Here is a 25,822-nt window from a genome sequence, read left to right on the forward strand (position 1 = left end):
TTATTAGAATACTTAAAAACTAGAGTTTAGAACGGTTTCAAACCACAGATTAGAATCGCTTTGAATTGGGGCGATTCAAGCGGACTGTGGCGCTGATCGCATTGATAAAAAAAGTCACGCTCGATAACCGATGGAGACAGTTCGTTGCACCGCGATTTCGCGCACGAACTAAGTTTTCTGGGGCGTGCAAGATCTGGGGCGTGCAAGACATGAGCAATGAGAAGGCGCCGAGATCGCTGCGCTTCGGTGCGGCGATCGGTTCGGCTGAAGATACCAGTTATTCCTCAACGAAGGTCTCCGCGGTCGCGAGCCTGATCGCCGTGGCGTCGTTTTCGGGGGCCGAAGCGCAGCAATCCAACCTGCCGCCGGTGAATGTCGATGCCCCGGTCGCGCGCCCGCGACCCGTCACGTCAAAGCCCACGTCGGACCAGGTCCGCGCCCGTAATGCATTGCGACGCGCCGCGCGCCGCAGCAACCAGCAGGCGCAGCAGGCACCGGTACCGTTTCCCAACGCAGGCGGTCTTCCCGCTGACCGCGACCGCTACGCCGATCCGGCCGCGCCGTACAAGGGCGACCGCTTGCAGGCATCCGGGAAGTATCCAGAGCCGATCCTGAACACGCCGAAATCGGTCACGGTGCTGACCAAGGACGTGCTCGAAGACAAGAACGCCACCTCGCTGAAATCGGCGATCCTGAGCACGGCCGGCGTCACGCTCGGCACGGGCGAGGGCGGCAATGCGTTCGGTGACCGCTTCTTCATCCGCGGCTTCGACGCGCGCAACGATATCTTCATCGACGGCGTGCGCGACGCCGGTGTCAGCGTCCGCGAAAACTTCTTCACCGAGCAGGTCGAGATCCTGCGCGGCCCCGGCTCGTCCTTTGCAGGCCGCGGTACCACCGGCGGCGCGATCAACATCGTCACCAAGCAGGCGACGACGGAGAACAGCTTCTACAACATGGACACCACATTTGGCACCGATCGCACCAAGCGGGTGACGCTGGATGTCAACCAGGTGATCAGTCCGACGCTGGCGATCCGCGCCGGCGGCCTGTTCCAGGATGCCGGCGTCGCCGGCCGCAGCTACGTCACCGACAATCGCGATGGCGCGTTCGTCGCCGGAACGTGGAAGCCGGTCGACGCGGTGAAGATCACCGGCAACTACATTCACACCGAGCTCACCGGCATCCCGGACTTCGGTGTGCCGTACTACCGGCCGAGCACCGCGAGCACGGCCGGCGGTCCGTTCCCGGACTTCGGCGTCAACCGCAACAATTTCTACGGCTTCGTCAATCGCGACTTCTTCAGGACCGGGCAGGACATCGGCACGATCAATGCCGAGGTGCAGGTCACGCCGGACCTGACGATCAGCAACAAGATCCGGGAATCGCGCTCGACCCAGAACTATATCGGCACGCTGCCTGAATCGCCGACGCTCGCCGCCGGCGCCCCGTTCTCGAGCTATACGCTCACGGCCAACCCGCAAAGCCGCTACCAGGTCACCGACGTGTTCGCCAACCAGACCGAGGCGACCTACAAGTCGGTCGACGGTCTTGGGTTCAAGCACACGACGACGGCCGGCGTCGAATACGACAACGAGCGGTCTTCGATCGACAGCTACACCGGCCTTGCTTCCGAAATAACGACCGGCACATCGGCCTTCACAGGGGGCGGCTCGCTCTCCGGCGTCAGCGTCTTCAATCCGCAATTTACAAATCAGCCGTTCGGAATCCCCTCGCTCGCGGGAAGACCGACCAAGGTCGATATCGACACCGTGAGCGGATACGTCATGGATTCCGCCAATTACAACGACTTCGTCATTCTCAATGGCGGCGTCCGTTACGATGACTACAAGATCAACACATCCGCATTCGCGACGAATGGCACGCTCGGCCAGCAGTCGGCCGAGTTCGGGATGCCGAACTTCAACGTCGGCCTCACGTTGAAGCCGCTGCCGAACGGCAGCGTCTATGCGGCGTACGCGACCTCGTCCAACCCTGTCGGCGCCGAATTCGATGGCACCAGCACCGCCTATGGCGGCATCAATCCGGTTCTCAACGGTGGCAATAACCAGATCTTCGGGCCGGAGAAGAACAAGGCCATTGAAGTCGGCACCAAATGGGAGCTGTTCGATCGCCATTTGCTGGTGACGGCAGCATTGTTCCAGACCGAGAAGGAAAACGCGCGCGAAGCGCAAAATGTCGGCAGTACCACTGCAGCCGCGGCGATCCCGGGATGCGTCTATCCGGCCGGCACGACCGGCAACGTCTCCTGCATCACCGCGGGCGCCGCTTACCGCATCCGCGGCATCGATCTCGGCGTCGGCGGCAAGATCACCGACAAATGGAGCGTGTTCGGCGGTCTCGTGCTGATGCAGTCGGAGGTCACGAAGTCGCTTGCGCCGCCGGCCAACACGATCCTGTACTCAAGCAATGTCGGACTGCCGCTCGCCAACGTCGCGCATCAGTCGTTCAGCATGCTGACGAAGTACCAGCTCACCGACATGTGGGAGCTCGGCGGACAGGCGGTCTATCGCTCGAAGGTCTATGGCGGCACGCTGCTCGCCGCGAACCAGGGCACGTCGATCCCGAGCTACTGGCGCTTCGACGCCTTTGCCGAGGCAAAGATCGACAAGCACTGGACCATGAAGCTGTTCGTCAACAACATCTTCGACAAGCGCTACTACGACGCGCTGTACCAGAGCGCAGCGCCGTTCGTGCTCGAAGCGCCAGGACGCGCGGTGTATCTGGTTGTTTCTGCGCGTTACTGAGGGAGGCTTCGCGGCACAAGATGCTGGTCTGTATTCCCAATGTATTGAGCAAGGCTGATGTGGCGGACTTCCGCCGCATCATGGATGCCAGCGGATGGGAGGACGGCCGCTCGACCGCGGGCGCAGCTTCCGCGATGGTCAAGCGCAACGAGCAGCTGCCGCCCGACAGCGAGGTCGCACGGCAGCTCGGCAACCGCATTCTGTCGGCGCTGTCGGCGAGCCCGCGCTTCATCTCGGCGGCGATCCCGCTTAGAATCTTTCCACCCTTGTTCAACCGCTACGCCGCTAGCGACGGCCACCATTTCGGCCTGCATGTCGACAATGCGGTGCGCGGCGACCACCTGACGGGCTTGCGGATCCGCACCGACCTGTCGGTCACGCTGTTTTTATCGGAGCCGGAAGACTATGATGGCGGTGAGCTCGTCATCGAGGATCTCTACGGATCGCATGAAATCAAGCTGTCGGCAGGCGATCTCGTACTTTATCCTGCTTCCAGCTTGCATTTGGTCACGCCGGTTACGCGGGGGACCCGGGTAGCGTCTTTTTTCTGGCTGCAGAGCATGGTACGGGATGCACACGCGCGCAGCCTGATCTTTGATCTCGATGCTGCGATCCAGGCTCTGGTGGAGCGGCTGGGGCGCGATGACCCTGAAACGGTCAAATTGACCGGGATTTATCACAACCTGATCCGTCACTGGGCTGAAGTGTAACTGATGATGACATTTAAGTTCCCTGCTGCATCCGCCATGATCGCCTCGCTGGCGATGCTGATGCTGGCCGCGCCGTGTTCGGCGCAGCAGCAAGCGGCGCCTGCCACGCAGCCCGCACCCGTGACCCGGCCTCAGCCCGCACCCGCGGCTCAAGCGCCGGCTGCCCCGGCCCAGCCTGCGGCCGCCGCCCAGACCGCGCCGGCGCCCGCGGCTTCGCAAGTGCAGGCCGCGCCGGCGCCCGCCGCGGCGGCTCCGGCACCGACGGCTCTCGATGCGTCGGCCGCGCCCGCCGGCGGTGATGGCAAATCGATGAAGTCGACCGCCACCGGCCTGCGCGAGTTGTCGCCGTGGAATATGTTCCTGAACGCCGACATCATCGTGAAGGCGGTGATGCTCGGTCTGGCCTTCGCCTCGCTCGTCACCTGGACGGTGTTCATCGCCAAGATGGTCGAGCTGACAGTGGCGCAGAGCAAGCTGCGCGGCGCGCTCGCCAAGATCGCTGAATCGCGGTCGCTGGCGGAAGCGCAGTTCGCACTCGGCGCCAAGGGCAGCGTGCTGTCGTCGTTCATCGCCGCGGCGATGCGCGAGGGACGTCTGTCGGCGGGTATTTCCAGCGACAGCAGCATCAAGGAGCGCGCGGCATCGAGCTTCGCCGAGATCGTGCGCGCCGAAGCCCGCAAGATCCGCATCGGCATGGGCTTGCTTGCGACCATCGGCGCGACGTCGCCCTTCGTCGGCCTGTTCGGGACGGTCTGGGGCATCATGAACAGCTTCATCGGCATCTCGAAGTCGCAGACGACGAACCTTGCCGTGGTGGCGCCGGGCATCGCGGAAGCGCTGCTCGCGACCGCGATCGGTCTCGTTGCGGCGATCCCGGCGGTCATCATCTACAACCATTTCTCGCGCGTCACGAAGGTTTACCTCGAACTCGTCAACCGCGCCTCGGGCGCCGCGGGACGGTTGCTGTCGCGCGATCTCGATCGCACCCATGGCGACGTTCCGCGCGGCGCGCATCCGCGCGCGGCGGCGGCGGAGTAGGCGATGGCAGTCTCGATCTCCGAGAACGATGGCGACGACGATTTCTCGGAATCCCACGAGATCAACGTCACGCCGTTCATCGACGTCATGCTGGTGCTGCTGATCATCTTCATGGTCGCTGCGCCGCTCTCGACCGTCGACCTTCCGATCGATCTGCCGACCTCCAGTGCGACGCCGCAGAAGAAGCCGGACAAGCCGACCTATCTCAGCATCAAGCCCGACCTGACGCTGGCGATCGGGGAGAACGCAGTGAAGCGGGCCGACCTGGTCAATTCGCTGGATGCGGTGCCCGACATGAGCCGGGACAAATACGTGTTCCTGCGCGCCGACAAGGCGGTGCCCTATGGCGAGCTTTTGGGCGTGATGGAGCTCCTGCGAATGGGTGGCTACACGCATGTGAAGCTGGTCACGCTCGAGGGCGTTCCGGGAGCGCCTGCGGCGGCGCAGGCCGAGCCGGCCAAACCCTGACGGCGAACAGCGATGTCCACCAACCCCGATCTCGATCTGAGGACGTCCAAGCGGCTCTGGGTGATCGCCGCGGTGACGGCGGTCGGGCTGCATCTGGGCGGTGCGGCGCTGGCGCTGACCAATTTGCGCGGCGACGACGGCGACGAGGGGCTTGGCGCCGCCGGCGCGGAATACGCCGTCGAGCTCGCCTCGCCAGATGTGCCCGATGATGCAGCACCTCCCGGCGCGCCGGCTGACGAGCAGCAGGCCGTGCAGGAAATGGCGCAGCAGAAGGCCGAGGTGAAGGACACCGATCTGCCTCAGGCCAAGCCGATGGAGGCCGACGACCCCGATCGCATCGTGACGGAGGATACCGCCAAGAAGCAGAAGGAAGACGAGGCCAAGGTCGCCAAGGTCGAGACCAATGCCCAGGAAGCGCAACAGGCCTCGGAGGCGGCCGCACCGACCAAGCTGGACGACGCGCGCCAGTCGGAGACGACAAAGGCGCCCAACCCCGGGATCGGCAAGGACAAGCTCGCGCTGACCGCCAAATGGGGCAAGAAGATCAGCGCCTATCTCGACCTGCACAAGAAATTCCCGGAGAGCGGCAAGGCCAGGGCGGCCAAGGTGAAAATAGCCCTCGTGCTCAATCGCGTCGGCAAGGTCTTGTCGGTTGCCGTGTTGGAATCGTCGGGAGATGCCGCCTTCGACGACGCAGCGATCTCGATGGTGCACCGTTCCGATCCGGTCCCGGCACCACCGGCCGCACTGCCCGAAGATCAGTTCTCCTTCAGCCTCGACGTCAACTACCACAAGCCGAAGTAGTCGCTGTCATTCCGGGCTCTCGTCTCGCGAGGCCCGGATGACGGCGGCTCAGCTCTTCTTCACCAGCGGGCAGACGCTCCTCTCGAGCGGCAGGAAAGCTTCGTCCGCTGGAATGGTGGCGACCAGCTTGTAATAGTCCCACGGATACTTCGACTCCGACGGCTTCTTCACCTCGAACAGATAGGCCGGGTGGATCTTGCGGCCGTCGACGCGGATAGAGCCCTTGCCGAACAAGGGATCGTCGGTCGGCATCTCCTTCATCTTGGCGACCACGGCGCGGCCGTCATGCGGATTGCCGCCGAGCGCCTCCAGCGCCTTGAAATAGTGGATCAGCGACGAATAGACGCCGGCCTGCACCATGGTCGGCGGGTTCTTCTTGAAGCGCTCCATGAAGCGCTTGGTGAAGGCGCGGGTCTGGTCGTTCAGGTCCCAGTAGAAGGTCTCGGTGAAGTTCAGGCCTTGCGCGACGTTGAGGCCGAGCGCGTTGACGTCGGTCAGGAACATCAGCATTCCCGCAAGCTTCTGGCCGCCGGCGACGATGCCGAACTCGGCCGCTTGTTTGATTGCATTGGTGGTGTCGCCGCCGGCATTGGCCAGTCCGACGATCTTGGCCTTCGAGCTCTGGGCCTGGAGAAGGAAGGACGAGAAGTCGGCGTTGTTGAGCGGATGCTTGACGCTGCCGAGCACCTTGCCGCCATTCGCGGTGACAACCGCCGCGGTGTCGCGCTCGAGCGCCTGGCCGAACGCGTAGTCCGCGGTGAGGAAGAACCAGGTGTCGCCGCCGGACTTCACCAGCGCCTTGCCGGTGCCGTTGGCGAGCATGTAGGTGTCGTAGACCCAGTGCACCGTGTTCGGCGAGCACTGCGCGCCGGTCAGGTCCGATGAAGCCGAGCCCGAGTTCAGGTTGACGACGTTCTTCTCCTTGGCGAGGTTGGCGATCGCAAGTCCGACGCCCGAGCTTGCAAGGTCGACGAACACGTCGACCTTCTCGACATCGATCCACTGCTTGCCGATGTTGACGCCGACGTCGGGCTTGTTCTGGTGATCGGCCGAGATCACATCGATCTTCCAGCCTTTTGCCAGCAGCCCGGAATCCTCGATCGCCATCTGCGCCGCCACCGTCGAGCCGGGACCGCCGATATCCTGATAGAGACCGGACTGATCGCCGAGGGCGCCGACCCTGGCGACCTTGTCCATCGTCTGCGTCGACGCGCTGCCGGTAAACACCAGGCTCGTGGTCATGACCAGGGCTGCAATGGAACGCTTCATCTTCCCTCCAGTATGATTTTGTTTTTTGAGTTTCGTAGTATGCCCGGCATCGGGCTTATCGCCTAGGGCGCATGGCGCGATCGATCGCACGCGATATTCCGTGTTGCGGCGATTGAACGGCCGGTCACGCGCGACGGGATGCCACGGCATCCGCGCGTCGATGTCGATCATGAAAATCGCGGACGAGGTGAAGCGCTGACGGCGCTACCGCCAGTAGTAGCGGATCGCGACGTAGACCACGACGAGGCAGGCGAAGATCAGCGCCACCGGCATCGGACGTTTGGCGTTCGGATCGGATGCGCTCGTCTTCCTGGCGGGCAGGCGGCGGAACGCGGTGACGTTTCCGGTGTCGGCGACCGGTTCGCGCGAGCGCGCCGGAACCTCGGGCGCCTTGCCGGCACCACCCATCTCCGCATAGTAGGTGCGATACATCTCCTGGATGGTCGCCTCGCTGGCGTCGGCTTCGCTCATCTGTCCCAGCAGCTTGTTGTAGATGGCCAAGGAATTCTGAGCGTCCGGCGGCAAAGCGGAGGCGCCATTCAGCTTGGCCATCATCTTCCAGGTCGCAAAGTCTGCCCGCGCGCGGGTGTCGGCGCGTCGTGCAATCAGCATATCGGCAGCTTTGATCACCATGGCCTCGAAGCGTTCCTGTCTCCGCGCATGGCCCGGAAAGATGTGTACCGATTTTCCGATCGGATCATGCCTAAAGCAAGGCTATGTGTTTCCCGTAATGAGGAGAAGGGCATTGATCACATAGCCGGTCAGAGTTCGCAGTATCGTTGAAATAACATCAAGATTTAGGCCGACTTGCCTGCCAATCACCGGCAGCAGGATCAACAGCCCGATCAGGATCAGCATGCCGTAGGGCTCCAGCCGGGCGAGCGGGATCGCCAGCGGCTTTGGCAACAGCCCGACCGCGACCCGGCCGCCATCCAGCGGCGGGATCGGCATCATGTTGAAGATCGCGAGCACGACGTTGATCAGGAACGCGTTTTTCAGGTTGTCCGCGGTCCATTTTGCCGCATCTGCCGGCACGTATGGCAGCGCGTGGAATGCCAGCGCCGCCGCGATTGCCAGGATGATGTTGGTCACAGGGCCGGCCAACGCCACCCACACCATGTCGAGCTTGGGATGGTTGAGCTTGCGGAAGTTCACCGGCACCGGCTTGGCGTAGCCGAACAGGAACGGCGAATGTGCGAGCAGCAGCATGCCGGGCAGGATCAGCGTGCCGAACGGGTCGATGTGCTTCAATGGGTTGAAGCTGACGCGGCCGAGCTGCCAGGCGGTGTTGTCGCCGAGCCGATGCGCGACGAAGCCGTGCGCCGCCTCGTGGAAGGTGATGGCGATGATGATCGGCAGCACCCAGACGGAGACGTCGTAGAGGGAAATATTCAATTGCGTGCCGCCTCGGGTTCGCTGGGACCGGATCGTCAGGCTAGCACGGATTCGGTAACGCCTTTGGCTCGTGGCGCTCCGGCTCAGCGCGCGTCCGGTGCGACGGCGGGCGCGGCCGCGTGCGCCTGTTGCGGCTGGGTGGTCGCGATCCAGATGCCGGCGAACACGGTGACGATGCCGGCCATCAGATGCCAGCTCAGTGGCTCGCCGAGCAGTGCTGCGCCTACCAGCGACGCTGAGATCGGATTGACGGTGACGGATATCGCCACCCGGGTGGGCGTCGTCCGCTCCAGCGCGAAGGCCCAGAGATAGAAGGTGAGCGCTGCGCCGAAGGCGCCGAGATAGGTCGCGCCGAACCATTGCGGTGCGCCAAAATCCGCGACCGGCGCGAAACTGCCGCGCAGCAGCGAGGCCGTTATGAGGACCGCGGCCCCGGCGGCCATTGCGAGGGTGGTGAAGGGAATCGGGCCGGAGCGGCGGATACAGGGTTTTGACCAGATGCTGTAGAGCGCCATGCACAGCGCGGCCGCGACCATCAACAGGTCGCCGCGCCAGGCACCCGGCGGCGCGGTGGCCAGGCCGGAGAGCAGCGCCATCGAGACACCCAGGATGGTGACCAGCACGCCGACGGTCTTTCGCGCGGTGAGCGGTTCGGCACCGAGCGCAGCGCCGACCAGCATGGTCAGCAGCGGCAGCGTCGAGAGCGCAAGCGCACCGCGGGCGGCCGTCGTGAAAATCAGCGAGGCGTTGAACAGGATCGGAAACGCCGCAAAGAACAGCAGGCTGAGGCCGGCGACACTGACCCAGTCCCGCCGCGGCGGCCAACTTCCACGTTGCAGCAGTGCCAGCGGCAGCAGCAGCAACACGCCGATGCCGAAGCGGAACGCGCCGATCGCCAGCGGATCGATTGTGCCGACGAGAAACCGCGTCGCCCCGATCGAGGTTCCGCCGAGCGCGCTCGAAGCGACCGCGGCCAACACTCCCAAGATCTCGCCCATCCCGTTTCGATCCCTCTGTTTCGCTTGCGCAATCTAGGGAAGAGGACATAATCAGGGAATGGAATAGATTTGATCCATCAAATCACGAATCGTTATGAATGCACCCATCCTGGATCCCGATCTCCTGCAGGCCTTCGTCGCGGTGGCGGACCATCGCTCCTTCACCCGGGCCGCTTCCGCGCTGAACCGGACGCAATCGGCCGTCAGCATGCAGGTGAAGCGGCTGGAGGAGCGGTTGCAGGCCGAGCTGTTTCACCGCAGCACGTCCAGTGTCGATTTGAGCGCGGCCGGCGAAGGGCTGCTCGGTTACGCCCGACGTATCCTGAACCTCAATGCGGAGGCGGTCGGCCGGGTCCGCGCGCACGGCACCGGCGGGCGGGTTCGCCTGGGCGTGATGGACGACTACGGCACGTTGATCGTGCCACCGCTGCTCAAGGACTTCATCGCGGGCTATCCGCTGATCCATGTTGAGATGGAGACGGGACTGACGTCGTCGATGACGGATCGGCTCGGCGAAGCCTATGACCTCGTGATCGCGATGCACCCCGAGGGGCGCGGCGAGGGCGAGTTGCTGCGCACCGAACAGGCGGTGTGGGCCGCCAGCGCGTCGCATCGCGCCGAACAGCTCGATCCGCTGCCGGTCGCGCTCTATCCGCAGGGCTGCCTGTTCCGGAGCTGGGCGATGCAGGCGCTGGACGAAGCCAACCGGCCATGGCGGCTCGCCTTTGTCAGCCACAGCCTGTCCGCGGTCGAGGCGATCGCGGCGCAGGGCCTCGCCGTGACCGTGGTGAAGTCGGGCACCTTTCCGCCGACGCTGCGCCGCCTGACTTCGCGCGACGGCCTGCCGCGACTGCCGCGCGCGGAGATCCGGCTGCACCGCGCGCCGAACCTCGCGCGCGCTGCGTCACTGCTGGCCGATCATCTCGTCACGGCGCTTCGGCAGCCGGCGAGGCGAGGGAGTTAGTACGTCGCCCGTCCGCCGGAAATGTCGAACACCGCGCCGGTCGAGAAGGCGCAATCTTCCGAGGCCAGCCACGCCGCCATCGAGGCAAGCTCCTCGACCAACACAAAGCGGGCTTTCGGAATCTTCGACAACATGAAGTCGATGTGCTGCTGGGTCATCTGGTCGAAAATCGCGGTCTTCGCCGCGGCCGGCGTCACCGCATTGACCAGAATGTCGTGCTGCGCGAGTTCCTTGCCGAGCGACTTCGTCAGCGCGATCAGGCCGGCCTTCGACGACGAATAATGCGCGGCGTTCGGGTTGCCTTCCTTGCCGGCGATCGAGGCGATGTTGACGATACGGCCGTAATTCTGGCCGATCATGGTCGGCACGATCGCTTTGCAGCAGATGAAGGGACCCTCGAGATTGATGCGCATTACCTTGCGCCAGTCGTCGAGGTCGGTTTCCCATACCGGCTTGTTGGCTCCGGTGATACCGGCGTTGTTGACGAGAATGTCGATCTTGCCGAACGTCCGCAGCGTCTGATCGCGCGCGGCGTCGACCGCGGCGGGATCGGTGACATCCGTCTTGATCGCGATCACGTTCTCGCCGATCGCCCTGGCGGTCTTCTCGGCGAGCGGCTGGTCGAAATCCCAGATCGCGACCTTGGCGCCGGATGCGACGAAACGCTCGGTAATGGCGCGGCCGAACCCTTGCGCGCCGCCGGTGACGACAGCGCAGCGGCCGTTGAGATCGATCTTGTTCATTGCTGAATGCCTTTGATCGGGGACATCAGAGCATGAAGCCGCCGTCGACGACCATGTCGACGCCGGTGGTGAATGCGGCTTCGTCGCTCGCAAGATAGACCGCCATCGCCGCAATTTCCTCTGCGGTGCCAAGCCGGCCCATCTTCTGGCGGGCGACGAATTTCTCGCGTCCGTCCGGGCCTGCGGCAGCCGCGCGCTCGAGCATCGAGGGCGTCTCAACGGTGCCGGGGCAGATCGAGTTGCAGCGAATGCCCTGGGTGATGAAGTCCAGCGCGACCGCGCGCGTGAGCAGCGAAACTGCCGCCTTGGACGCGCTGTAGACATAGCGGTTCGCCGGCGGCCTTAGGGCCGCGCAAGACGAAATGTTGACGATGCTGCCGCCTCCGCCTTCCAGCATCGCCGGCAGAAACGCCTTGATGGTCCGGTGCATGGATTTGACGTTGAGATCAAACGAGAAATCGAAGTCCTCGTCCGAGCAGTCCAGAATGGTGCCGTGATGCACGAACCCCGCCGCATTGAGCAGGATGTCAATCTTTCCAACGCGCTTGGCGAAACTGTTGACCTCAGCGGTGTTGCGAACGTCGAGACGGGCGATCTCGGTGGCGCCTTCCTTGCCCAGGGTGGCGATGCCGCTCTCGTTGACGTCGGTCGCGATCACCGTGGCGCCTTCACGCGCGAATGCGATGGCGCATGCACGCCCGATGCCGGCTGCCGCGGCGGTGACAACGGCGCGCTTTCCCTTCAGTCGATTGGACATGACGTTCTCCCTTCAGCTCTTGTATGCTTTTCCGCTGTCATGCGCGGGCTTGACCCGCGCATCCATCTTGCGAAGAGCGATGGATTGCGGGGTCGAGCCCGGCAATGACGGCTTGAGATATCAGTGATTATCCCGCGCCACGCCGACCTTGCCGGCGATGTCGTGGTAGCGCGTCGCAAGCTCGAGGCAGGCGCCGGTCGCGTGCTGACCGACGGTCTGGCGGTAGAGCTCCTGCCACGGCGTCTGGTTGGCCGGGTGCGGGAAGCCGCCCTTGGCCTTCAGCTCCGAGCGGCGGGTGCGCAGCTCATCCTCCGAGATCATGATGTTGGCGCTGCCCTTGTTGAGGTCGATGCGCACCTTGTCGCCGGTCTTGAGAATAGCGAGCCCGCCATCGGCGGCGGCCTCCGGCGAGGCGTTGAGGATCGACGGCGAGCCCGAGGTGCCGGACTGCCGGCCGTCGCCGATGCAGGGCAGGGACAGGATGCCGCGTTTGATCAGCGACGCCGGCGGCTGCATGTTCACGACCTCGGCGCCGCCGGGATAGCCGATCGGGCCGGTGCCGCGGACGAACAGGACGCAGTGCTCGTCGATGTCGAGCGCGGGATCCTCGATCCGCGCGTGATAGTCCTCCGGCCCCTCGAACACGATGGCGCGGCCCTCGAAGGCGTTGAGATCCTTCGGGTTGGACAGATAGCGGTCGCGGAACTCCTTCGAGATCACGCTGGTCTTCATGATCGCGGAATCAAAGAGATTGCCGCGCAAGACAAGGAAGCCGGCATCCTTCACCAGCGGCTTGTCGTAGCCCCAGATCACATCGCCGTCGGGCTTCGGCGCTTCCTTGCAATTCTCGCCCATGGTGCGGCCGTTGACGGTGAGGGCACCCTCATGGATGCGCTTGTGCTTGATCAGCTCGCGCACCACCGAGGGTACGCCGCCGGCGCGGTGGTATTCCTCGCCGAGATAGAAGCCGGCCGGTTGCATGTTCACCAGCAGCGGTACGTCGTGGCCGTATTTCTGCCAGTCGTCGATCGACAGCTCGACGCCGACATGCCGCGCCAGCGCATTGATGTGGATCGGCGCATTAGTCGAGCCGCCGATCGCGGAGTTGACCACGATGCAGTTCTCGAACGCCTCGCGGGTCAGGAAGTCCGACGGCTTGAGGTCTTCCCAGACCATATCGACGATGCGCTTGCCGGTCTCATAGGCGATCTGGCCGCGCTCGCGATAGGGCGCCGGGATCGCCGCGCAGCCCGGCAGCGAGAAGCCGAGCGCTTCCGCGAGCGAGTTCATCGTGGAGGCGGTGCCCATGGTGTTGCAATGGCCGACCGAGGGCGCCGAGGAGGCCACGATCTCGATGAACTGCTCGTAGTCGATCTCACCGGCAGCGAGGCGCTCGCGCGCCTTCCACACCACTGTGCCGGAGCCGGTGCGCTGGCCTTCGTGCCAGCCGTTCAGCATCGGCCCGCCCGACAGCACGATCGCGGGCAGGTTGACGGTCGCCGCTGCCATCATGCAGGCCGGGGTGGTCTTGTCGCAGCCGGTCGTCAGCACCACGCCATCGAGCGGGTAGCCGAACAGCACCTCGACCAGGCCGAGATAGGCGAGGTTGCGGTCGAGCGCCGCGGTCGGGCGCTTGCCGGTCTCCTGGATCGGATGGGTCGGAAACTCCATCGCGATGCCGCCGGCCGCACGGATGCCCTCGCGGACGCGGTGCGCAAGCTCGAGGTGATGCCGGTTGCAGGGCGACAGATCATTGCCGGTCTGGGCGATGCCGATGATCGGCTTGCCCGACTGCAATTCTTCGCGCGTCAGGCCGTAATTGAGGTAGCGCTCGAGGTAGAGCGCGGTCATGCCCGGATTGTGCGGGTTGTCGAACCATTCCTGGGAGCGGAGCCTGCGGCCCTTGCCCTTGTTGGTCTCGCCTGCGGCGCTGTGCCCATTGGTGTGGGGTTTTGTCATTGATTTCTCCCGCAATGCAAATTCTTGATGGGCCCATTCAAGGGCTCTGGTTCAACGCTGTTCTACCTTGCGCAAATCGTCGCGCATTACAAACCTCGACGATCACGCACTGGTGTTTCACTCGGTGGATTGGACCTTAGTTGAAGGGACTTGGTTGCGCTATCATTTTGTCATTTTCGCTTCCTTGTGTCGGGCGGATGTCAACCGCGTCGCGCCGAGCTCTGCCGTTCCATGACGCTGAAGCCGAGATCGACGATGGGCACAGTGGGACGGCGGCCCTCCAGCGTCTCGATCACCATCGCGGCGGCGTTTCTGCCCATCTCGTAGCGATTGGTGCGGACGCTGCTCAGCGTCGGCTCGCTCGACGCCATGAATTCGAGGTCGTTGAAGCCGACAATCGCCATCTGCTCGGGCACCGCCATGTGCCGGCGCTTGCATTCGAACAGCGCGCCGAGTGCGAGGTCGTCATTGACGCAGAACACCGCGTCGATGTCCGGGGCCTTGGCGAGCAGGTCGGCAAACAACGTTCCGCCCAACGTCACCGAGGTCGGAATCGCCGTGGTGACGATGAGCTGCGGGTCGAACAGCGCGGCGTCCGTCATCGCGGCGCGATAGCCGTCGAGCCGGCGCTGCACCCGCGGATCCATCCGCGCGCCGAGGAAGCCGATCCGCCGGTAGCCCTGTGCAAGCAGATGGCCGATCGCGGCTTTTGCTGCGTCAAAATGCGAGAATCCGATCATCATGTCGATCGGGGAGGGGCCGACCTCCATGATCTGGACGATCGGGCAATCGACCGTCTTCATGACGGCCCGTGAATCGGGAGTCTGATTGATCCCCGTGATGATCAGGCCTGCCGGCTTCTGTGCCAGAAAAAGATGCAACAGGCGCTCTTCCTGGAGGATGCTGTAGCGGGTGTTGGCGAGCTGGATGCTGTAGCGGCTGCCGTCGAGCGCGTCATAGATGCCGCGCAGCACGTCGGAGAACACGTTGTTGGTCAGCGACGGGATCAGGACACCAATCACCTCGGTACGCTGCGACGCAAGCGCGCGTGCCGCGAGATTGGGCACGTAACCGAGTTCTTTTGCCGCACTTTCGACCCGCGCGCGCTTGCCGGCCGAGAGCGCTTCCGGATTTCTGAAGAAACGTGAGGCCGTAATCGGGCTGACACCGGCGAGCTTTGCAACTTCGGCGAGCCGGATCTTGCCTGGCGTGATGCGCTTTCGGGCCATTTGCCGCTCATATCACGACCTTCGTCGCAGACAAACCGATATTGACAGCGCTACCAAGCGATTGCTAATCGAACGATTGCCAAAACCGGATAAACTGCGGACAATAACGTCGGTCGGATAGTGCCGCGCACCCAGTGCGGCCGGAACAAAACAGAGCGGTGGCGGCACTCGTCGTACGTCGTCGGGAACTTGAGGAGGGAAGTGGATGTCGTCGGTCCAGATTCGCGACGTGCGGAAATCGTTCGGCAGTTTTGAGGTCCTGCACGGCGTGTCGATCCCGATCGAGGACGGCGAGTTCGTCGTTCTGGTCGGCCCCTCCGGCTGCGGCAAGTCGACCCTGCTGCGCATGCTGGCGGGGCTCGAGAACATCACCTCGGGCACGATTTCGATCGGCGACCGTGTCGTCAACAATGTCCAGCCCAAAGAGCGCGACATTGCGATGGTGTTCCAGAACTACGCGCTCTATCCGCACATGACGGTCGCCGACAATATGGGCTTCTCGCTCAAGCTGCGCGGCGCCAAGCCCGAGGAAATCTCGACTGGCGTCAAGCGCGCCGCGGAAATCCTGGCGCTGACGCCGCTGCTCGATCGCTATCCCCGCCAGCTCTCCGGTGGCCAGCGCCAGCGCGTCGCAATGGGCCGCGCCATCGTGCGCGATCCCCAGGTGTTCCTGTTCGACGAGCCGCTCTCGAACCTGGACGCCAAGCTGCGCGTTGCGATGCGCACCGAAATCAAAGAGCTGCACCAGCGGCTGCGCACCACCACCGTCTATGTCACCCACGACCAGATCGAGGCCATGACCATGGCCGACAAGATCGTGGTGATGCATGACGGCATTGTCGAGCAGATGGGCTCTCCGCTCGAGCTCTACGACACGCCGGCGAACCAGTTCGTCGCCGGCTTCATCGGTTCGCCCGCGATGAATTTCCTCAAAGGCAATGTGAAGGTGAACGGCGCCGCCTATTTCGAGGGGCCGAATGGCGTCAAGCTGCCGTTGAAATCGGCGCCGGCCGATTCCGATGGCAAGCCCGCGGTCTACGGCGTGCGGCCCGAGCATTTCACCATCGCCGATGACGGCGCCGAGGCCGAGATCGTGGTGGTCGAGCCGACCGGTTCGGAGACTCAGGTGTTCGCCAAGCTCGGCGGCGAGCAGGTCGTCGCCGTGTTCCGCGAGCGCCATCTCTTCAACCCAGGCGACAAGGTTCGGCTCAAGCCGGATCCCGGGCTGGTTCATCTGTTCGACGATTCGACGGGGAAGCGACTGAATAGCTGACCGACTGATCGATCTTAATGGCCGACCAACAGGCCAGATCAAAAACAAGAAAAACACAATCATCAGGGAGGAAGGACGATGCACGATTTTACCCGCCGTTCGCTACTTCAGGGCGGCACGGCGCTGGCGGCAACCGGCATGCTCACCGGGCCGGCACTGTTTGACTTCGCCAAGGCCTGGGCGCAGAGCGCGCCCTGGAAGGCGGAGCCCGGCGCCAAGCTCACGGTGATGCGCTGGAAGCGCTTCGTGCCGTCGGAAGACGATGCGTTCAACGCGATGGTCGCGGCCTTCAAGGCGGCGACTGGCACCGAGATGAATGTGTTCTCGGAATCCTTCGAGGACGTGCAGCCCAAGGCCTCCGTCGCCGCCAACACTGGTTCGGGCCTCGATCTGGCCTGGGGCCTGCACACGCTGCCGCAGCTGTTCCCGACCAAGGTCCTCCCGATGAACGACGTTGCCGATTATCTTGGCAAGAAATACGGCGGCTGGACCGACGCCGCTGCCAAGACCTGCAAAAAGGGCAACGACTGGCTCGGCATTCCCGTCGCGACCGTCGGCGGCTACCTGACGTATCGCAAGTCGGCGGTTGAGAAGGCCGGCTTCAAGCAGGTGCCGTCCGACTTCCCGGCCTATCTCGAGCTGTGCAAGGCGCTGAAGAAGAACAACACGCCGGCCGGCTTCGCGCTCGGCCATGCCACCGGCGACGCCAACGCCTGGGTGCACAACATCCTGTGGGGCTTCAATGGCTGGACCGTCGACAAGGACGACAAGGTCATCATCAACTCGCCCGAGACCATGAAGGCGCTGGACTACGCCAAGGCGCTGTCGGAGACCTTCATTCCGGGCGTGGCGTCCTGGAACGACTCCTCCAACAACAAGGCCTTCCTGTCGGGCGAATTGTTCCTGACCTCGAACGGTATCTCGATCTACATCGCCGCCAAGGACGATCCGAGCAAGAAGGATCTCGCCGAAGATATCGACCACGCGCTGTGGCCGGTCGGCCCGATCGGCAAGCCGACCGAGTTGCAGCTCGCGGTCCCGATTCTCGCGTTCAACTTTACGAAGTATCCGAACGCGGCAAAAGCCTTCGTCGCCTTCATGCTGGAGAAGGAGAATTACGACAAGTGGCTGACCGGCGCGCGGGGCTATCTCACCCACACGCTCAATGCCTACGACACCGCGCCGGTGTGGACCGCCGATCCGAAGAATGCGGTGTTCGGCCAAGCCTCCAAGCGCGCGCTGCCGGCCTCCGGCATCGGTACGCCCGGCGAGAAGGCGGCGACCGCGATCGCCGACTTCATCGTGGTCGACATGTTCGCGAACTACTGCACCGGCGCCAAGGACGGCAAGACCGCGATGGCGGAAGCCGAGCGCCAGTTGAAGCGCATCTATCGCTGATGTGATCGGCGCGGGCGGCGGAGAGCCGCCGCTCGCGCCATCATTGGAATGCCATCATTGGAATATTGCCTAGTCATGCTCAATCCTTTGAGCAATCGGGACATCGCCTATGGCTGACATCGCCCTTGCGCCGCGACGTGCGAAGACCGAAATCCGCGAAGCGACCGCCTGGGATCAGCTGCGCCACAACAAGAACTGGCTCGGCTTCTGGTTCATGTTGCCGGCGATGGCTTTCCTGGTCTTCTTTCTGGCCTATCCGCTGGGGCTCGGCATCTGGCTGTCCTTCACCGACACCCGCATCGGCCGCGTCGGTCATTTCATCGGCACCGAGAATTATGAATGGCTATGGGACGACTCCATCTTCTGGCTGTCGGTGTTCAACACCCTGATCTACACCTTCATCGCGAGCGCCATTAAATTCGCGGTCGGGCTGTATCTGGCGCTGCTGCTCAATGAGCGGATGCCGTTCAAGGCGCTGCTGCGCGCCGCCGTGCTGATTCCCTTCATCGTGCCGACCGTGCTGTCGGCGCTGGCATTCTGGTGGATCTTCGACTCCCAGTTCTCGATCATCTCCTGGTCGCTGAAGCATCTCGGCCTGATCACCCAGAACATCAATTTCCTCGGCGACACCACCTGGGCCCGCATCTGCGTGATCTTCGCAAACATCTGGCGCGGCGTGCCGTTCGTCGCGATCACCCTGCTGGCGGGCCTGCAGACCGTGCAGCCCTCGCTCTACGAGGCGGCAACGCTCGACGGCGCGTCGCGCTGGCAGATGTTCCGCTTCATCACCTATCCCTTGCTGACGCCGATCATCGCGGTCGTCATGACCTTCTCGGTGCTGTTCACCTTCACCGACTTCCAGCTGATCTGGGCGATGACCCGCGGCGGCCCCGTCAACGCCACCCATTTGATGGCGACGCTGTCCTACCAGCGCGCGATCATCGCGGGGCAACTGGGCGAGGGTGCTGCGATCTCGAGCGCGATGATCCCGTTCCTGCTCGCTGCGATCATGGTGTCCTGGTTCGGCCTGCAGCGCAGGAAGTGGCAGCAAGGAGAGAACAATGACTGATCTCCGCGCTCGCTTGTTTTATTTTGCGCGAACGGGGCAAGCCCCGCGCGCGCTGCAGGAAGTGGCAGCAGGGAGAGAACAATGACTGACCTGCCCACCAGATCCATCAATCTCAAGGCTGTACTGTCGGGCTCGACGCCAACGGCCGATCACAGCGAGGGCATGAGCTACCTGCAGTCGGTGCCGCGGCGGATCGTGACGCTCTACATCCCGCTGTCGATCATCGTCATCATCCTGCTGTTCCCGTTCTATTGGATGGGGCTGACGGCCATCAAGCCGGACGACCAGCTGCTCGACCTCGACAAGTACAATCCGTTCTGGACCTGGAATCCGACCTTCAAGCACATCCACAAGCTGCTGTTCGAGAGCTACTATCCGCACTGGCTCTGGAACACGATGTATGTGGCTGTTGGCGCCACCGTGCTGTCGATCATCGCGAGCGTGCTCGCGGCCTATGCGATCGTGCGCCTGCGCTACAAAGGTGCGTCCGTCGTCGGCGGCTTGATCTTCCTTGCCTATCTGGTGCCGCCATCGATCCTGTTCATTCCGCTCGCCACCGTCGTGTTCCAGTACGGCCTGTTCGATTCGCCGATGGCGCTGATCCTGACCTATCCGACGATCCTGATCCCGTTCTCGACCTGGCTGTTGATGGGCTATTTCAAGACCATCCCGTTCGAACTGGAGGAATGCGCACTGATCGATGGCGCCAGCCGCTGGCAGATCCTGATCAAGATCGTGCTGCCGCTCGCGATCCCCGGCCTGATCTCGGCCTTCATCTTCTGCTTTACGCTGTGCTGGAACGAGTTCATCTATGCGCTGACGTTCCTGCAATCGACACCGAACAAGACGGTGCCGGTTGCCATCGTCAACGAATTCGTTGACGGCGACATCTATCGCTGGGGTTCCCTGATGGCAGGGGCGCTATGCGGCTCGCTGCCGCTGGTTATTCTTTACGCCTTCTTCGTTGAGCATTATGTCTCGGCGATGACGGGCGCCGTGAAGGAATGAGCGCGCTAGGCCCGCATCCGAATTCGAAGAACAAGAGAAGAAAAGGAGCAGGGTCGTGCACATTCTGATTCTGGGCGCCGCCGGCATGGTCGGCCGCAAGCTGACCGAGCGTCTGCTGCGCGAGGGCCGTCTCGGCAAGCAGGACATCACCAGGATGACCTTGCAGGACGTGGTTTCGCCGCAGAAGCCCGCGAGCGCCTCGATCCCTGTCCATGTCGTTGCGTCCGATTTCGCCGATGCCGGCGCGGCGGCGCCCCTGATCGCCGAGCGCCCGGACGTGATCTTCCATCTCGCGGCGATCGTTTCGGGCGAGGCAGAGGCCGAGTTCGACAAGGGCTACCGGATCAACCTCGACGGCACCCGCTATCTGATCGAGGCGATCCGTGCCGCCGGCGGCGGCTACAAGCCGCGGCTGGTGTTCACGTCCTCGATCGCGGTGTTCGGAGCGCCGTTCCCCGAGAAGATCGGCGACGAGTTCTTCCACACGCCGCTGACGAGCTACGGCACGCAGAAGTCGATCTGCGAGCTCTTGATCAACGACTACACCCGCAAGGGGCTGCTCGACGGGATATCGATCCGCCTGCCGACGATTTGCGTCCGTCCGGGCAAGCCGAACAAGGCGGCGTCGGGCTTTTTCTCCAATATCATCCGCGAGCCGCTGGCCGGCGAGGAGGCCGTCCTGCCGGTGTCTGAGGATGTGCGGCACTGGCACGCCTCGCCGAAATCGGCGGTCGGCTTCCTGGTCCACGCCGGTACCATGGACCTCAACGCGATGGGGCCGCGGCGCAATCTCAGCATGCCCGGGCTGTCTGCCACCGTCGGCGAGCAGATCGCGTCGCTGGAGCGTGTTGCCGGAAAGAATGTCACCGCGCGGATCAAGCGGGTGCCCGATCCAACCATCATCAGCATCGTCTCGGGCTGGCCGCGCGATTTCGCCACCGACCGCGCGCTGAAGCTCGGCTTCACCACGGCCGAGAAGACGTTCGACGACATTATCCGCATCCATATCGAGGACGAACTCGGCGGCAAGTTCGCCGCCTAGCGTCGCTCAGGCACGCGGGTCTTGAGATGACCAGGGTTGCCAGCATCGGCGAATGCATGATTGAGCTGCGCCAGGCCCAAGGCGGCCAAAGCGTCGGCCAGGCCGGCGGACTGTATTCGCGCTCCTATGGCGGCGACACGCTCAACACCGCGGTCTACCTGTCGCGGCTCGGCGTCCACATCGACTACATCACGGCGCTCGGCGATGATGCGCTGAGCGATGAGATGATCGCGGGCTGGGCGAGCGAAGGCATCGGCACCAAGCATGTCGCGCGATTGGCGGGCAAGCTGCCCGGGCTCTATCTGATCCAGACCGACGACAAGGGCGAGCGGCGCTTCTTCCACTGGCGCGACGGCGCCGCCGCGCGCGAGCTGATGAATCTGCCCGAGACGGACGACATCCTCAACTCGCTCGCGACGTATGACGTCGTCTATCTCTCGGCGATCACCCTCTCAATCCTCGGCGAGGACGGGCGGGAGCGGCTGCTGTCGGCGCTGAAACGCGCGCGGCTGCTGGGGACACGGTTTGCGTTCGACACCAATTTCCGTGCCCGCGGCTGGCCGGACCTGACGATCGCGCGAAAGGCCTTCAGCAGCGCGTTCGAGGCGGCCGATATCGTGCTTGCCTCGACCGAGGATCTGGCGCCGCTCTATCCCGGCGAGAGCAACACGGCGCTGCTCGCCGGAATCTCGAGCCCCGAGGTGGTGCTGAAGCTTGCCGAGCCGACCTGCATCGTGCGGTCGGCCGGGGGAACGCGCGAGGTGAGGGCGGAGCCGCTGCCGAAGCCGGTGGTCGATACCACGGCAGCCGGCGACAGTTTTGCCGCGGCCTATCTTGCCGCGCGGCTCGGCGGCGCCGAGCCCGATGAGGCGGCGCGGGCGGGCCATCGGCTGGCCGGTGTCGTCGTGTGCTATCCCGGCGCGATCATTCCGCGTTACGCCATGCCGCCGAAGAAGGCTCCCCGTCCTCCACCATCCCGCAAGGCCTCGCAATGACAACGACATCAAAGCAGGACCAGATTGTCGAGCTGATCCGCCAGGCTACCGTGATCCCGGTGCTGACCATCGAGCGGCTCGAGGACGCGGTGCCGCTCGCCAAGGCATTGGTCGCCGGCGGCGTGCGGACGCTCGAGGTGACGCTGCGCACGCCGGTCGCGGTCGACGCGGCAAAGGCCATCATTGCCGAGGTGCCCGATGCGGTGGTCGGGATCGGCACGATCCTCAACGGCGACGATCTGGCGCGCGCCGAGGCGCTGGGCGCCAGGTTCGGCATCAGCCCGGGCGCCACGCCCGAGCTGCTGAAGGCGGTCGCTGCTAGCCGGCTGCCCTTCGCGCCGGGAATCGCGACCGCGTCCGAGCTGATGCAGGCGCTGGCGCACGGCTTCGACGTCGTCAAATTCTTCCCGGCCGAGCAGGCCGGCGGTATCAAGGCACTGCGGGCTCTGGCCGGTCCATTTCCGCATGTCAGGGTCTGCCCGACCGGCGGGATCGGCGAGGCTAATGCGGCGACCTGGCTCGCCGAGCCCAATGTGCTGGCGGTCGGCGGTTCCTGGCTGTGCCCGCCCTCGGACATACGTGCCGGCAACTGGGCGGGCATAACCGCCATGTGTGCGAAGGCGATGAAAACGCTGAAAGCCGCCTGAAGATACGCTACATAACTCCGAACAGGAACAGGGAGATACGGCCATGACAGCCAGCATCGTGGGTTGGGCGCACACGCCATTCGGAAAGTTCGACGCGGAGACCGTCGAGGGCCTCGTGGTCAAGGTCGCCAACGAGGCGCTCGCCGATGCCGGCGTCGCCGCGTCCGACGTCGACGAGATCATGCTCGGTCATTTCAACGCGGGCTTCTCGCCGCAGGACTTTACGGCCTCGCTGGTGCTGCAGGCCAATCCCGCGCTGCGCTTCAAGCCGACCACCCGTGTCGAGAACGCCTGCGCCACCGGATCGGCCGCTGTGCACCAGGGCATTCGCGCCATCGAGGCCGGAGCCGCGAAGATCGTGCTGGTGGTCGGCGTCGAGCAGATGACGAAGACGCCGGGTCCGGAGATCGGCAAGAACCTGCTGAAGGCGTCGTATCTGCCCGAGGACGGCGACACGGTCGGCGGCTTCGCGGGTGTGTTCGGCAAGATCGCGCAGGCCTATTTCCAGAAGTATGGCGACCAGTCCGACGCACTGGCGATGATCGCAGCCAAGAACCACAAGAACGGCGTGGCCAATCCATATGCGCAGATGCGCAAGGATTTCGGCTTCGAGTTCTGCCGCGCCGAGAGCGACAAGAACCCGTTCGTCGCCGGCCCCTTGAAGCGCACCGATTGTTCGCTGGTGTCAGACGGCGCCGCCGCGCTGGTGCTGACCGACGCCGAGACCGCCAAGACCATGGGCAAGGCGGTGAACATCCGCGCCACGGCGCATGCGCAGGATTTCCTGCCGATGTCCAAGCGTGACATCCTGCAGTTCGAAGGCTGCACCACCGCCTGGCAGCGCGCGCTGCAGAAGGCCGGCCTGCAGCTCTCCGACCTCTCCTTCGTCGAGACGCACGACTGCTTCACCGTCGCCGAGTTGATCGAATATGAAGCGATGGGCCTGACGCCGAAGGGGCAGGGCGCGCGCGCGATCATGGAAGGCTGGACCCAGAAGGACGGCAAGCTGCCGGTCAATCCGTCCGGCGGCCTCAAGGCCAAGGGGCATCCGATCGGCGCCACCGGCGTCTCCATGCACGTGATGAGCGCGATGCAGCTCACAGGGCAAGCGCCCGAGGGCATGCAGCTCAAGAACCCGCAGATCGGCGGCATCTTCAACATGGGCGGCGCCGCGGTCGCCAACTACGTCTCGATCCTCGAGCCGGCGAAGTAAGCGACCTTCTCTCCATTCGTCATGGCCGGGCTTGACCCGGCCATCCACGTCTTCCTTCTTATGTGGCGCCAAAGACGTGGATGCCGGGGCATAGGCAAGCGGAAGCAACGCCGTCCTTCGGACGGCTAAGCCCGGGCATGACAGTTTGATTGGGGCTACTGCGATGAACATTGCCGAATGGTTGGCGGCGACGGCGCGGGCGCGTCCCGATGCGCCGGCGCTGCTGACCGGCTTCGACCTCGACGCCGACTACGCAACCTTTGCCCGCCGCGCCGCCTCGATCGGGGCGGCACTGGCGCGTGATCACGGCGTCGCCGCCGGCGACCGCATTGCGCTGTTTGCGACGAACTGCACGCAATATCTCGAATGCCTCTACGGCATCTGGTGGATCGGCGCCGCCGCGATCCCGATCAACGCCAAGCTGCACGGCCGCGAGGCGGCGTGGATCTGCGGCAATGGCGGCGCCAGACTGGCGTTCGTGTCCGATGACACGATCGGTGCATTGAGCGAGGCGAAGGATGATTGTCCCGCCGGCATGACCATGCTGTCGGTCGACAGCGACGCGTACAAGGCGCTGCGGAACGGCGGGGGTGCGCCCGCGCCGCTGCCGCGCGAGACCAACGATCTCGCCTGGCTGTTCTATACGTCCGGAACCACCGGCCGTCCCAAGGGCGTAATGCTGAGCCACGGCAATCTGGTTGCGATGTCGCTGTGCTACCTCGCCGACGTCGACCCGGCGACGCCGCAGGATGCCTCGCTCTATGCCGCGCCGATCTCGCATGGCGCCGGCCTCTACAATTTCCCGCATGTCCGCATGGGCGGCCGCCACGTCGTTCCGGAGTCCGGCGGCTTCGATCCGGACGAGGTGCTCAACCTCGGCCGGCAGCTCGACAACGTCGTGATGTTCGCGGCGCCGACCATGGTGCGCCGCCTGGTCGATGCCGCGAAGCAGCGCGGCGAGAACGGCGAGGGGCTGCGCACCATCATCTATGGCGGCGGGCCGATGTACACGGCCGACATCACCGATGCGATGGCGACCATGGGCCAGCGCTTCGTGCAGATCTACGGTCAGGGCGAGTCGCCGATGACGATCACTGCGCTGTCGCGCGACTGCCACCGCTCGAGCGATCATCCGCGCTATCTCGAACGGCTGGCCTCGGTCGGCACGGCGCAGAGCGTCGTTACCGTGCGCATCACCGGCAAGGACGGCAAGCCGCTGCCTGCAGGCGAGACCGGCGAGATCGAGGTCAAGGGTGCGACCGTGATGCTTGGCTACTGGAATAATCCGAAGGCCAATGCCGAGACGTTAAAGGACGGCTGGCTGCGCACCGGCGATGTCGGCCGGCTCGATGCAGGCGGCTTCCTGACGCTGTCGGACCGCTCCAAGGACGTAATCATCTCCGGCGGCACCAACATCTATCCGCGCGAGGTCGAGGAAGCCCTGCTGACCCATCCCGACGTCCGCGAGGTCTCGGCCATTGGCGTGCCGGATGCCGAATGGGGCGAGATCGTCGTCGCCTGCGTCGTGCTGGAGGACGGGGCGACGGCCGACGACGGCAGGCTCGACGCGCACTGCCTGGCCTCGATCGCCCGCTTCAAGCGGCCGAAGCGCTACGTCTATCTCGATGCCCTGCCGAAGAACAATTACGGCAAGGTGCTGAAGACCGCGCTGCGGGAGATGATGGCCAAGGGACAGGCCAAGGGATAGGCCAAGGGATGAGCCAAGGGATCGGCTTAGGGATAGGCCGCGGCCTCCCGTCGCGCTAAGCTGCCTGCGCCTGTCACCGGGAGAACGGACCATGGGAATCGAGACGTCTCTGTCGCTGTCGGAACTGAACGATCGTATCGCGATCCTCCGGGACAATATCAGGCAGCTGATCGAGCAGGCCGCAGGTGCCGCCGGCGCCGAAGTCGAGGAACGCATTGCGGAGCGGCTCGAGCAGCAGAATGCGGAACTGGAGAAGCTCCTGAAGGTGCGTGACACGATGACGGGGCAGTAACCAGCACAGGGTCGGCGGTGGGAACGCGTCGTTTTGCTGCCCTGCGTTCCGCCGCGCGGAAACGATCCGGTCGCC

The 25,822-nt window shown here is 64.2% G+C and carries 24 protein-coding genes; 16 read left to right on the plus strand and 8 right to left on the minus strand.

The window, feature by feature from the left end; genetic code table 11:
- Nucleotides 1-209 precede the first annotated feature (209 nt).
- From ABIB78_RS03820 to ABIB78_RS03840, 5 genes are read left to right on the plus strand one after another with little or no spacing between them, the layout of a single operon-like run.
- Nucleotides 210-2,768 carry a TonB-dependent receptor gene (locus ABIB78_RS03820; protein ID WP_429021638.1) on the plus strand — a complete coding sequence of 853 codons (2,559 nt, stop codon included), beginning with the start codon at nucleotides 210-212 and terminating at the stop codon, nucleotides 2,766-2,768.
- A gap of 20 nt (nucleotides 2,769-2,788) precedes the next feature.
- Nucleotides 2,789-3,478, plus strand: a complete 690-nt coding sequence (locus ABIB78_RS03825) for a Fe2+-dependent dioxygenase (protein WP_429021641.1) — start codon at nucleotides 2,789-2,791, stop codon at nucleotides 3,476-3,478.
- 3 nt (nucleotides 3,479-3,481) lie between these two features.
- Nucleotides 3,482-4,516 (plus strand): tonB-system energizer ExbB, encoded by a 1,035-nt coding sequence (exbB, locus tag ABIB78_RS03830; protein WP_429021643.1) that lies wholly within the window; start codon nucleotides 3,482-3,484, stop codon nucleotides 4,514-4,516.
- Between the two features lie 3 nt (nucleotides 4,517-4,519).
- Complete coding sequence (exbD, locus tag ABIB78_RS03835) at nucleotides 4,520-4,984, plus strand: TonB system transport protein ExbD (protein WP_429021646.1); 465 nt, start codon at nucleotides 4,520-4,522, stop codon at nucleotides 4,982-4,984.
- Nucleotides 4,985-4,996: 12 nt separating this feature from the next.
- Nucleotides 4,997-5,788, plus strand: coding sequence for an energy transducer TonB (locus ABIB78_RS03840; protein WP_429021649.1), 792 nt, complete (start codon nucleotides 4,997-4,999; stop codon nucleotides 5,786-5,788).
- A gap of 48 nt (nucleotides 5,789-5,836) precedes the next feature.
- Here the strand turns inward: ABIB78_RS03840 and ABIB78_RS03845 are convergent, their stop codons facing one another.
- The 4 genes from ABIB78_RS03845 to ABIB78_RS03860 all read right to left on the minus strand — a co-directional run bounded on the left by ABIB78_RS03845 (nucleotide 5,837) and on the right by ABIB78_RS03860 (nucleotide 9,450).
- Entirely contained in the window at nucleotides 5,837-7,057 is a 1,221-nt protein-coding gene (locus ABIB78_RS03845) for an ABC transporter substrate-binding protein (RefSeq protein WP_429021652.1), read from the minus strand.
- A gap of 204 nt (nucleotides 7,058-7,261) precedes the next feature.
- Nucleotides 7,262-7,669, minus strand: coding sequence for a hypothetical protein (locus ABIB78_RS03850; RefSeq protein ID WP_429022983.1), 408 nt, complete (start codon nucleotides 7,667-7,669; stop codon nucleotides 7,262-7,264).
- Nucleotides 7,670-7,771: 102 nt separating this feature from the next.
- Nucleotides 7,772-8,452 (minus strand): site-2 protease family protein, encoded by a 681-nt coding sequence (locus ABIB78_RS03855; protein ID WP_429021655.1) that lies wholly within the window; start codon nucleotides 8,450-8,452, stop codon nucleotides 7,772-7,774.
- A gap of 83 nt (nucleotides 8,453-8,535) precedes the next feature.
- The gene (locus ABIB78_RS03860) at nucleotides 8,536-9,450 is read right to left on the minus strand and encodes a DMT family transporter (protein WP_429021658.1); all 915 of its coding nucleotides are present in this window, start codon (nucleotides 9,448-9,450) and stop codon (nucleotides 8,536-8,538) included.
- A gap of 94 nt (nucleotides 9,451-9,544) precedes the next feature.
- On the opposite strand from ABIB78_RS03860, the gene ABIB78_RS03865 reads away from it, so the two are divergent.
- A complete protein-coding gene (locus ABIB78_RS03865) occupies nucleotides 9,545-10,414 on the plus strand; it encodes a LysR substrate-binding domain-containing protein (RefSeq protein ID WP_429021660.1) in 870 nt (289 codons plus the stop codon).
- On the opposite strand, the gene ABIB78_RS03870 is transcribed toward ABIB78_RS03865, so the two are convergent.
- From ABIB78_RS03870 to ABIB78_RS03885, 4 genes are all read right to left on the minus strand, one after another.
- Nucleotides 10,411-11,157 carry an SDR family NAD(P)-dependent oxidoreductase gene (locus tag ABIB78_RS03870; RefSeq protein WP_429021662.1) on the minus strand — a complete coding sequence of 249 codons (747 nt, stop codon included), beginning with the start codon at nucleotides 11,155-11,157 and terminating at the stop codon, nucleotides 10,411-10,413. The genes ABIB78_RS03865 and ABIB78_RS03870 overlap by 4 nt on opposite strands.
- 25 nt (nucleotides 11,158-11,182) lie before the next feature.
- Nucleotides 11,183-11,914 carry an SDR family oxidoreductase gene (locus ABIB78_RS03875; protein WP_429021665.1) on the minus strand — a complete coding sequence of 244 codons (732 nt, stop codon included), beginning with the start codon at nucleotides 11,912-11,914 and terminating at the stop codon, nucleotides 11,183-11,185.
- Nucleotides 11,915-12,034: 120 nt separating this feature from the next.
- A complete protein-coding gene (locus ABIB78_RS03880; RefSeq protein ID WP_429021667.1) occupies nucleotides 12,035-13,873 on the minus strand; it encodes an IlvD/Edd family dehydratase in 1,839 nt (612 codons plus the stop codon).
- Nucleotides 13,874-14,073: 200 nt separating this feature from the next.
- On the minus strand, nucleotides 14,074-15,102 hold the full coding sequence (locus ABIB78_RS03885; RefSeq protein ID WP_429021670.1) for a LacI family DNA-binding transcriptional regulator: 1,029 nt from the start codon (nucleotides 15,100-15,102) through the stop codon (nucleotides 14,074-14,076).
- Between the two features lie 205 nt (nucleotides 15,103-15,307).
- Between ABIB78_RS03885 and ABIB78_RS03890 the strand changes: the two genes are divergently transcribed.
- The 10 genes from ABIB78_RS03890 to ABIB78_RS03935 all read left to right on the plus strand — a co-directional run bounded on the left by ABIB78_RS03890 (nucleotide 15,308) and on the right by ABIB78_RS03935 (nucleotide 25,747).
- A complete protein-coding gene (locus ABIB78_RS03890; RefSeq protein WP_429021673.1) occupies nucleotides 15,308-16,375 on the plus strand; it encodes an ABC transporter ATP-binding protein in 1,068 nt (355 codons plus the stop codon).
- A gap of 78 nt (nucleotides 16,376-16,453) precedes the next feature.
- Nucleotides 16,454-17,773 (plus strand): ABC transporter substrate-binding protein, encoded by a 1,320-nt coding sequence (locus ABIB78_RS03895; RefSeq protein ID WP_429021675.1) that lies wholly within the window; start codon nucleotides 16,454-16,456, stop codon nucleotides 17,771-17,773.
- A 109-nt stretch (nucleotides 17,774-17,882) separates the two neighbouring features.
- Entirely contained in the window at nucleotides 17,883-18,842 is a 960-nt protein-coding gene (locus ABIB78_RS03900) for a carbohydrate ABC transporter permease (RefSeq protein ID WP_429021678.1), read from the plus strand.
- A gap of 81 nt (nucleotides 18,843-18,923) precedes the next feature.
- Nucleotides 18,924-19,850, plus strand: coding sequence for a carbohydrate ABC transporter permease (locus tag ABIB78_RS03905; RefSeq protein ID WP_429021680.1), 927 nt, complete (start codon nucleotides 18,924-18,926; stop codon nucleotides 19,848-19,850).
- Nucleotides 19,851-19,905: 55 nt separating this feature from the next.
- Nucleotides 19,906-20,892, plus strand: coding sequence for a D-erythronate dehydrogenase (gene denD, locus ABIB78_RS03910; RefSeq protein ID WP_429021682.1), 987 nt, complete (start codon nucleotides 19,906-19,908; stop codon nucleotides 20,890-20,892).
- Nucleotides 20,893-20,918: 26 nt separating this feature from the next.
- Nucleotides 20,919-21,887: a sugar kinase gene (locus ABIB78_RS03915; RefSeq protein WP_429021683.1), complete on the plus strand. Its 969-nt coding sequence runs from the start codon at nucleotides 20,919-20,921 to the stop codon at nucleotides 21,885-21,887.
- Nucleotides 21,884-22,534: a bifunctional 4-hydroxy-2-oxoglutarate aldolase/2-dehydro-3-deoxy-phosphogluconate aldolase gene (gene eda, locus ABIB78_RS03920; RefSeq protein WP_429021685.1), complete on the plus strand. Its 651-nt coding sequence runs from the start codon at nucleotides 21,884-21,886 to the stop codon at nucleotides 22,532-22,534. The genes ABIB78_RS03915 and eda overlap by 4 nt, the downstream gene beginning before the upstream one ends.
- A gap of 43 nt (nucleotides 22,535-22,577) precedes the next feature.
- Entirely contained in the window at nucleotides 22,578-23,747 is a 1,170-nt protein-coding gene (locus ABIB78_RS03925; protein ID WP_429021687.1) for an acetyl-CoA acetyltransferase, read from the plus strand.
- A 163-nt stretch (nucleotides 23,748-23,910) separates the two neighbouring features.
- Nucleotides 23,911-25,455 (plus strand): class I adenylate-forming enzyme family protein, encoded by a 1,545-nt coding sequence (locus ABIB78_RS03930; RefSeq protein ID WP_429021689.1) that lies wholly within the window; start codon nucleotides 23,911-23,913, stop codon nucleotides 25,453-25,455.
- A 91-nt stretch (nucleotides 25,456-25,546) separates the two neighbouring features.
- Complete coding sequence (locus ABIB78_RS03935; protein ID WP_429021691.1) at nucleotides 25,547-25,747, plus strand: hypothetical protein; 201 nt, start codon at nucleotides 25,547-25,549, stop codon at nucleotides 25,745-25,747.
- Nucleotides 25,748-25,822: the final 75 nt, after the last annotated feature.

It is taken from the genome of Bradyrhizobium sp. I1.14.4, from assembly GCF_050435825.1.
In the GTDB taxonomy this organism is placed as follows: Bacteria; Pseudomonadota; Alphaproteobacteria; order Rhizobiales; family Xanthobacteraceae; genus Bradyrhizobium.

What these genes read in the sequence shown, in the direction of transcription:
- ABIB78_RS03925 (WP_429021687.1), top strand. Translation starts at nt 22,578, where the DNA reads ATGACAGCCAGCATCGTGGGTTGGGCGCACACGCCATTCGGAAAGTTC.
- ABIB78_RS03880 (WP_429021667.1), bottom strand. Translation starts at nt 13,873, where the DNA reads ATGACAAAACCCCACACCAATGGGCACAGCGCCGCAGGCGAGACCAAC.
- ABIB78_RS03930 (WP_429021689.1), top strand. Translation starts at nt 23,911, where the DNA reads ATGAACATTGCCGAATGGTTGGCGGCGACGGCGCGGGCGCGTCCCGAT.
- exbB (WP_429021643.1), top strand. Translation starts at nt 3,482, where the DNA reads ATGATGACATTTAAGTTCCCTGCTGCATCCGCCATGATCGCCTCGCTG.
- ABIB78_RS03895 (WP_429021675.1), top strand. Translation starts at nt 16,454, where the DNA reads ATGCACGATTTTACCCGCCGTTCGCTACTTCAGGGCGGCACGGCGCTG.
- ABIB78_RS03935 (WP_429021691.1), top strand. Translation starts at nt 25,547, where the DNA reads ATGGGAATCGAGACGTCTCTGTCGCTGTCGGAACTGAACGATCGTATC.
- exbD (WP_429021646.1), top strand. Translation starts at nt 4,520, where the DNA reads ATGGCAGTCTCGATCTCCGAGAACGATGGCGACGACGATTTCTCGGAA.
- ABIB78_RS03915 (WP_429021683.1), top strand. Translation starts at nt 20,919, where the DNA reads ATGACCAGGGTTGCCAGCATCGGCGAATGCATGATTGAGCTGCGCCAG.
- ABIB78_RS03820 (WP_429021638.1), top strand. Translation starts at nt 210, where the DNA reads ATGAGCAATGAGAAGGCGCCGAGATCGCTGCGCTTCGGTGCGGCGATC.
- ABIB78_RS03825 (WP_429021641.1), top strand. Translation starts at nt 2,789, where the DNA reads ATGCTGGTCTGTATTCCCAATGTATTGAGCAAGGCTGATGTGGCGGAC.
- ABIB78_RS03850 (WP_429022983.1), bottom strand. Translation starts at nt 7,669, where the DNA reads ATGCTGATTGCACGACGCGCCGACACCCGCGCGCGGGCAGACTTTGCG.
- ABIB78_RS03860 (WP_429021658.1), bottom strand. Translation starts at nt 9,450, where the DNA reads ATGGGCGAGATCTTGGGAGTGTTGGCCGCGGTCGCTTCGAGCGCGCTC.
- ABIB78_RS03890 (WP_429021673.1), top strand. Translation starts at nt 15,308, where the DNA reads ATGTCGTCGGTCCAGATTCGCGACGTGCGGAAATCGTTCGGCAGTTTT.
- ABIB78_RS03900 (WP_429021678.1), top strand. Translation starts at nt 17,883, where the DNA reads ATGGCTGACATCGCCCTTGCGCCGCGACGTGCGAAGACCGAAATCCGC.
- eda (WP_429021685.1), top strand. Translation starts at nt 21,884, where the DNA reads ATGACAACGACATCAAAGCAGGACCAGATTGTCGAGCTGATCCGCCAG.
- ABIB78_RS03905 (WP_429021680.1), top strand. Translation starts at nt 18,924, where the DNA reads ATGACTGACCTGCCCACCAGATCCATCAATCTCAAGGCTGTACTGTCG.
- ABIB78_RS03840 (WP_429021649.1), top strand. Translation starts at nt 4,997, where the DNA reads ATGTCCACCAACCCCGATCTCGATCTGAGGACGTCCAAGCGGCTCTGG.
- ABIB78_RS03865 (WP_429021660.1), top strand. Translation starts at nt 9,545, where the DNA reads ATGAATGCACCCATCCTGGATCCCGATCTCCTGCAGGCCTTCGTCGCG.
- ABIB78_RS03875 (WP_429021665.1), bottom strand. Translation starts at nt 11,914, where the DNA reads ATGTCCAATCGACTGAAGGGAAAGCGCGCCGTTGTCACCGCCGCGGCA.
- ABIB78_RS03845 (WP_429021652.1), bottom strand. Translation starts at nt 7,057, where the DNA reads ATGAAGCGTTCCATTGCAGCCCTGGTCATGACCACGAGCCTGGTGTTT.
- ABIB78_RS03885 (WP_429021670.1), bottom strand. Translation starts at nt 15,102, where the DNA reads ATGGCCCGAAAGCGCATCACGCCAGGCAAGATCCGGCTCGCCGAAGTT.
- ABIB78_RS03870 (WP_429021662.1), bottom strand. Translation starts at nt 11,157, where the DNA reads ATGAACAAGATCGATCTCAACGGCCGCTGCGCTGTCGTCACCGGCGGC.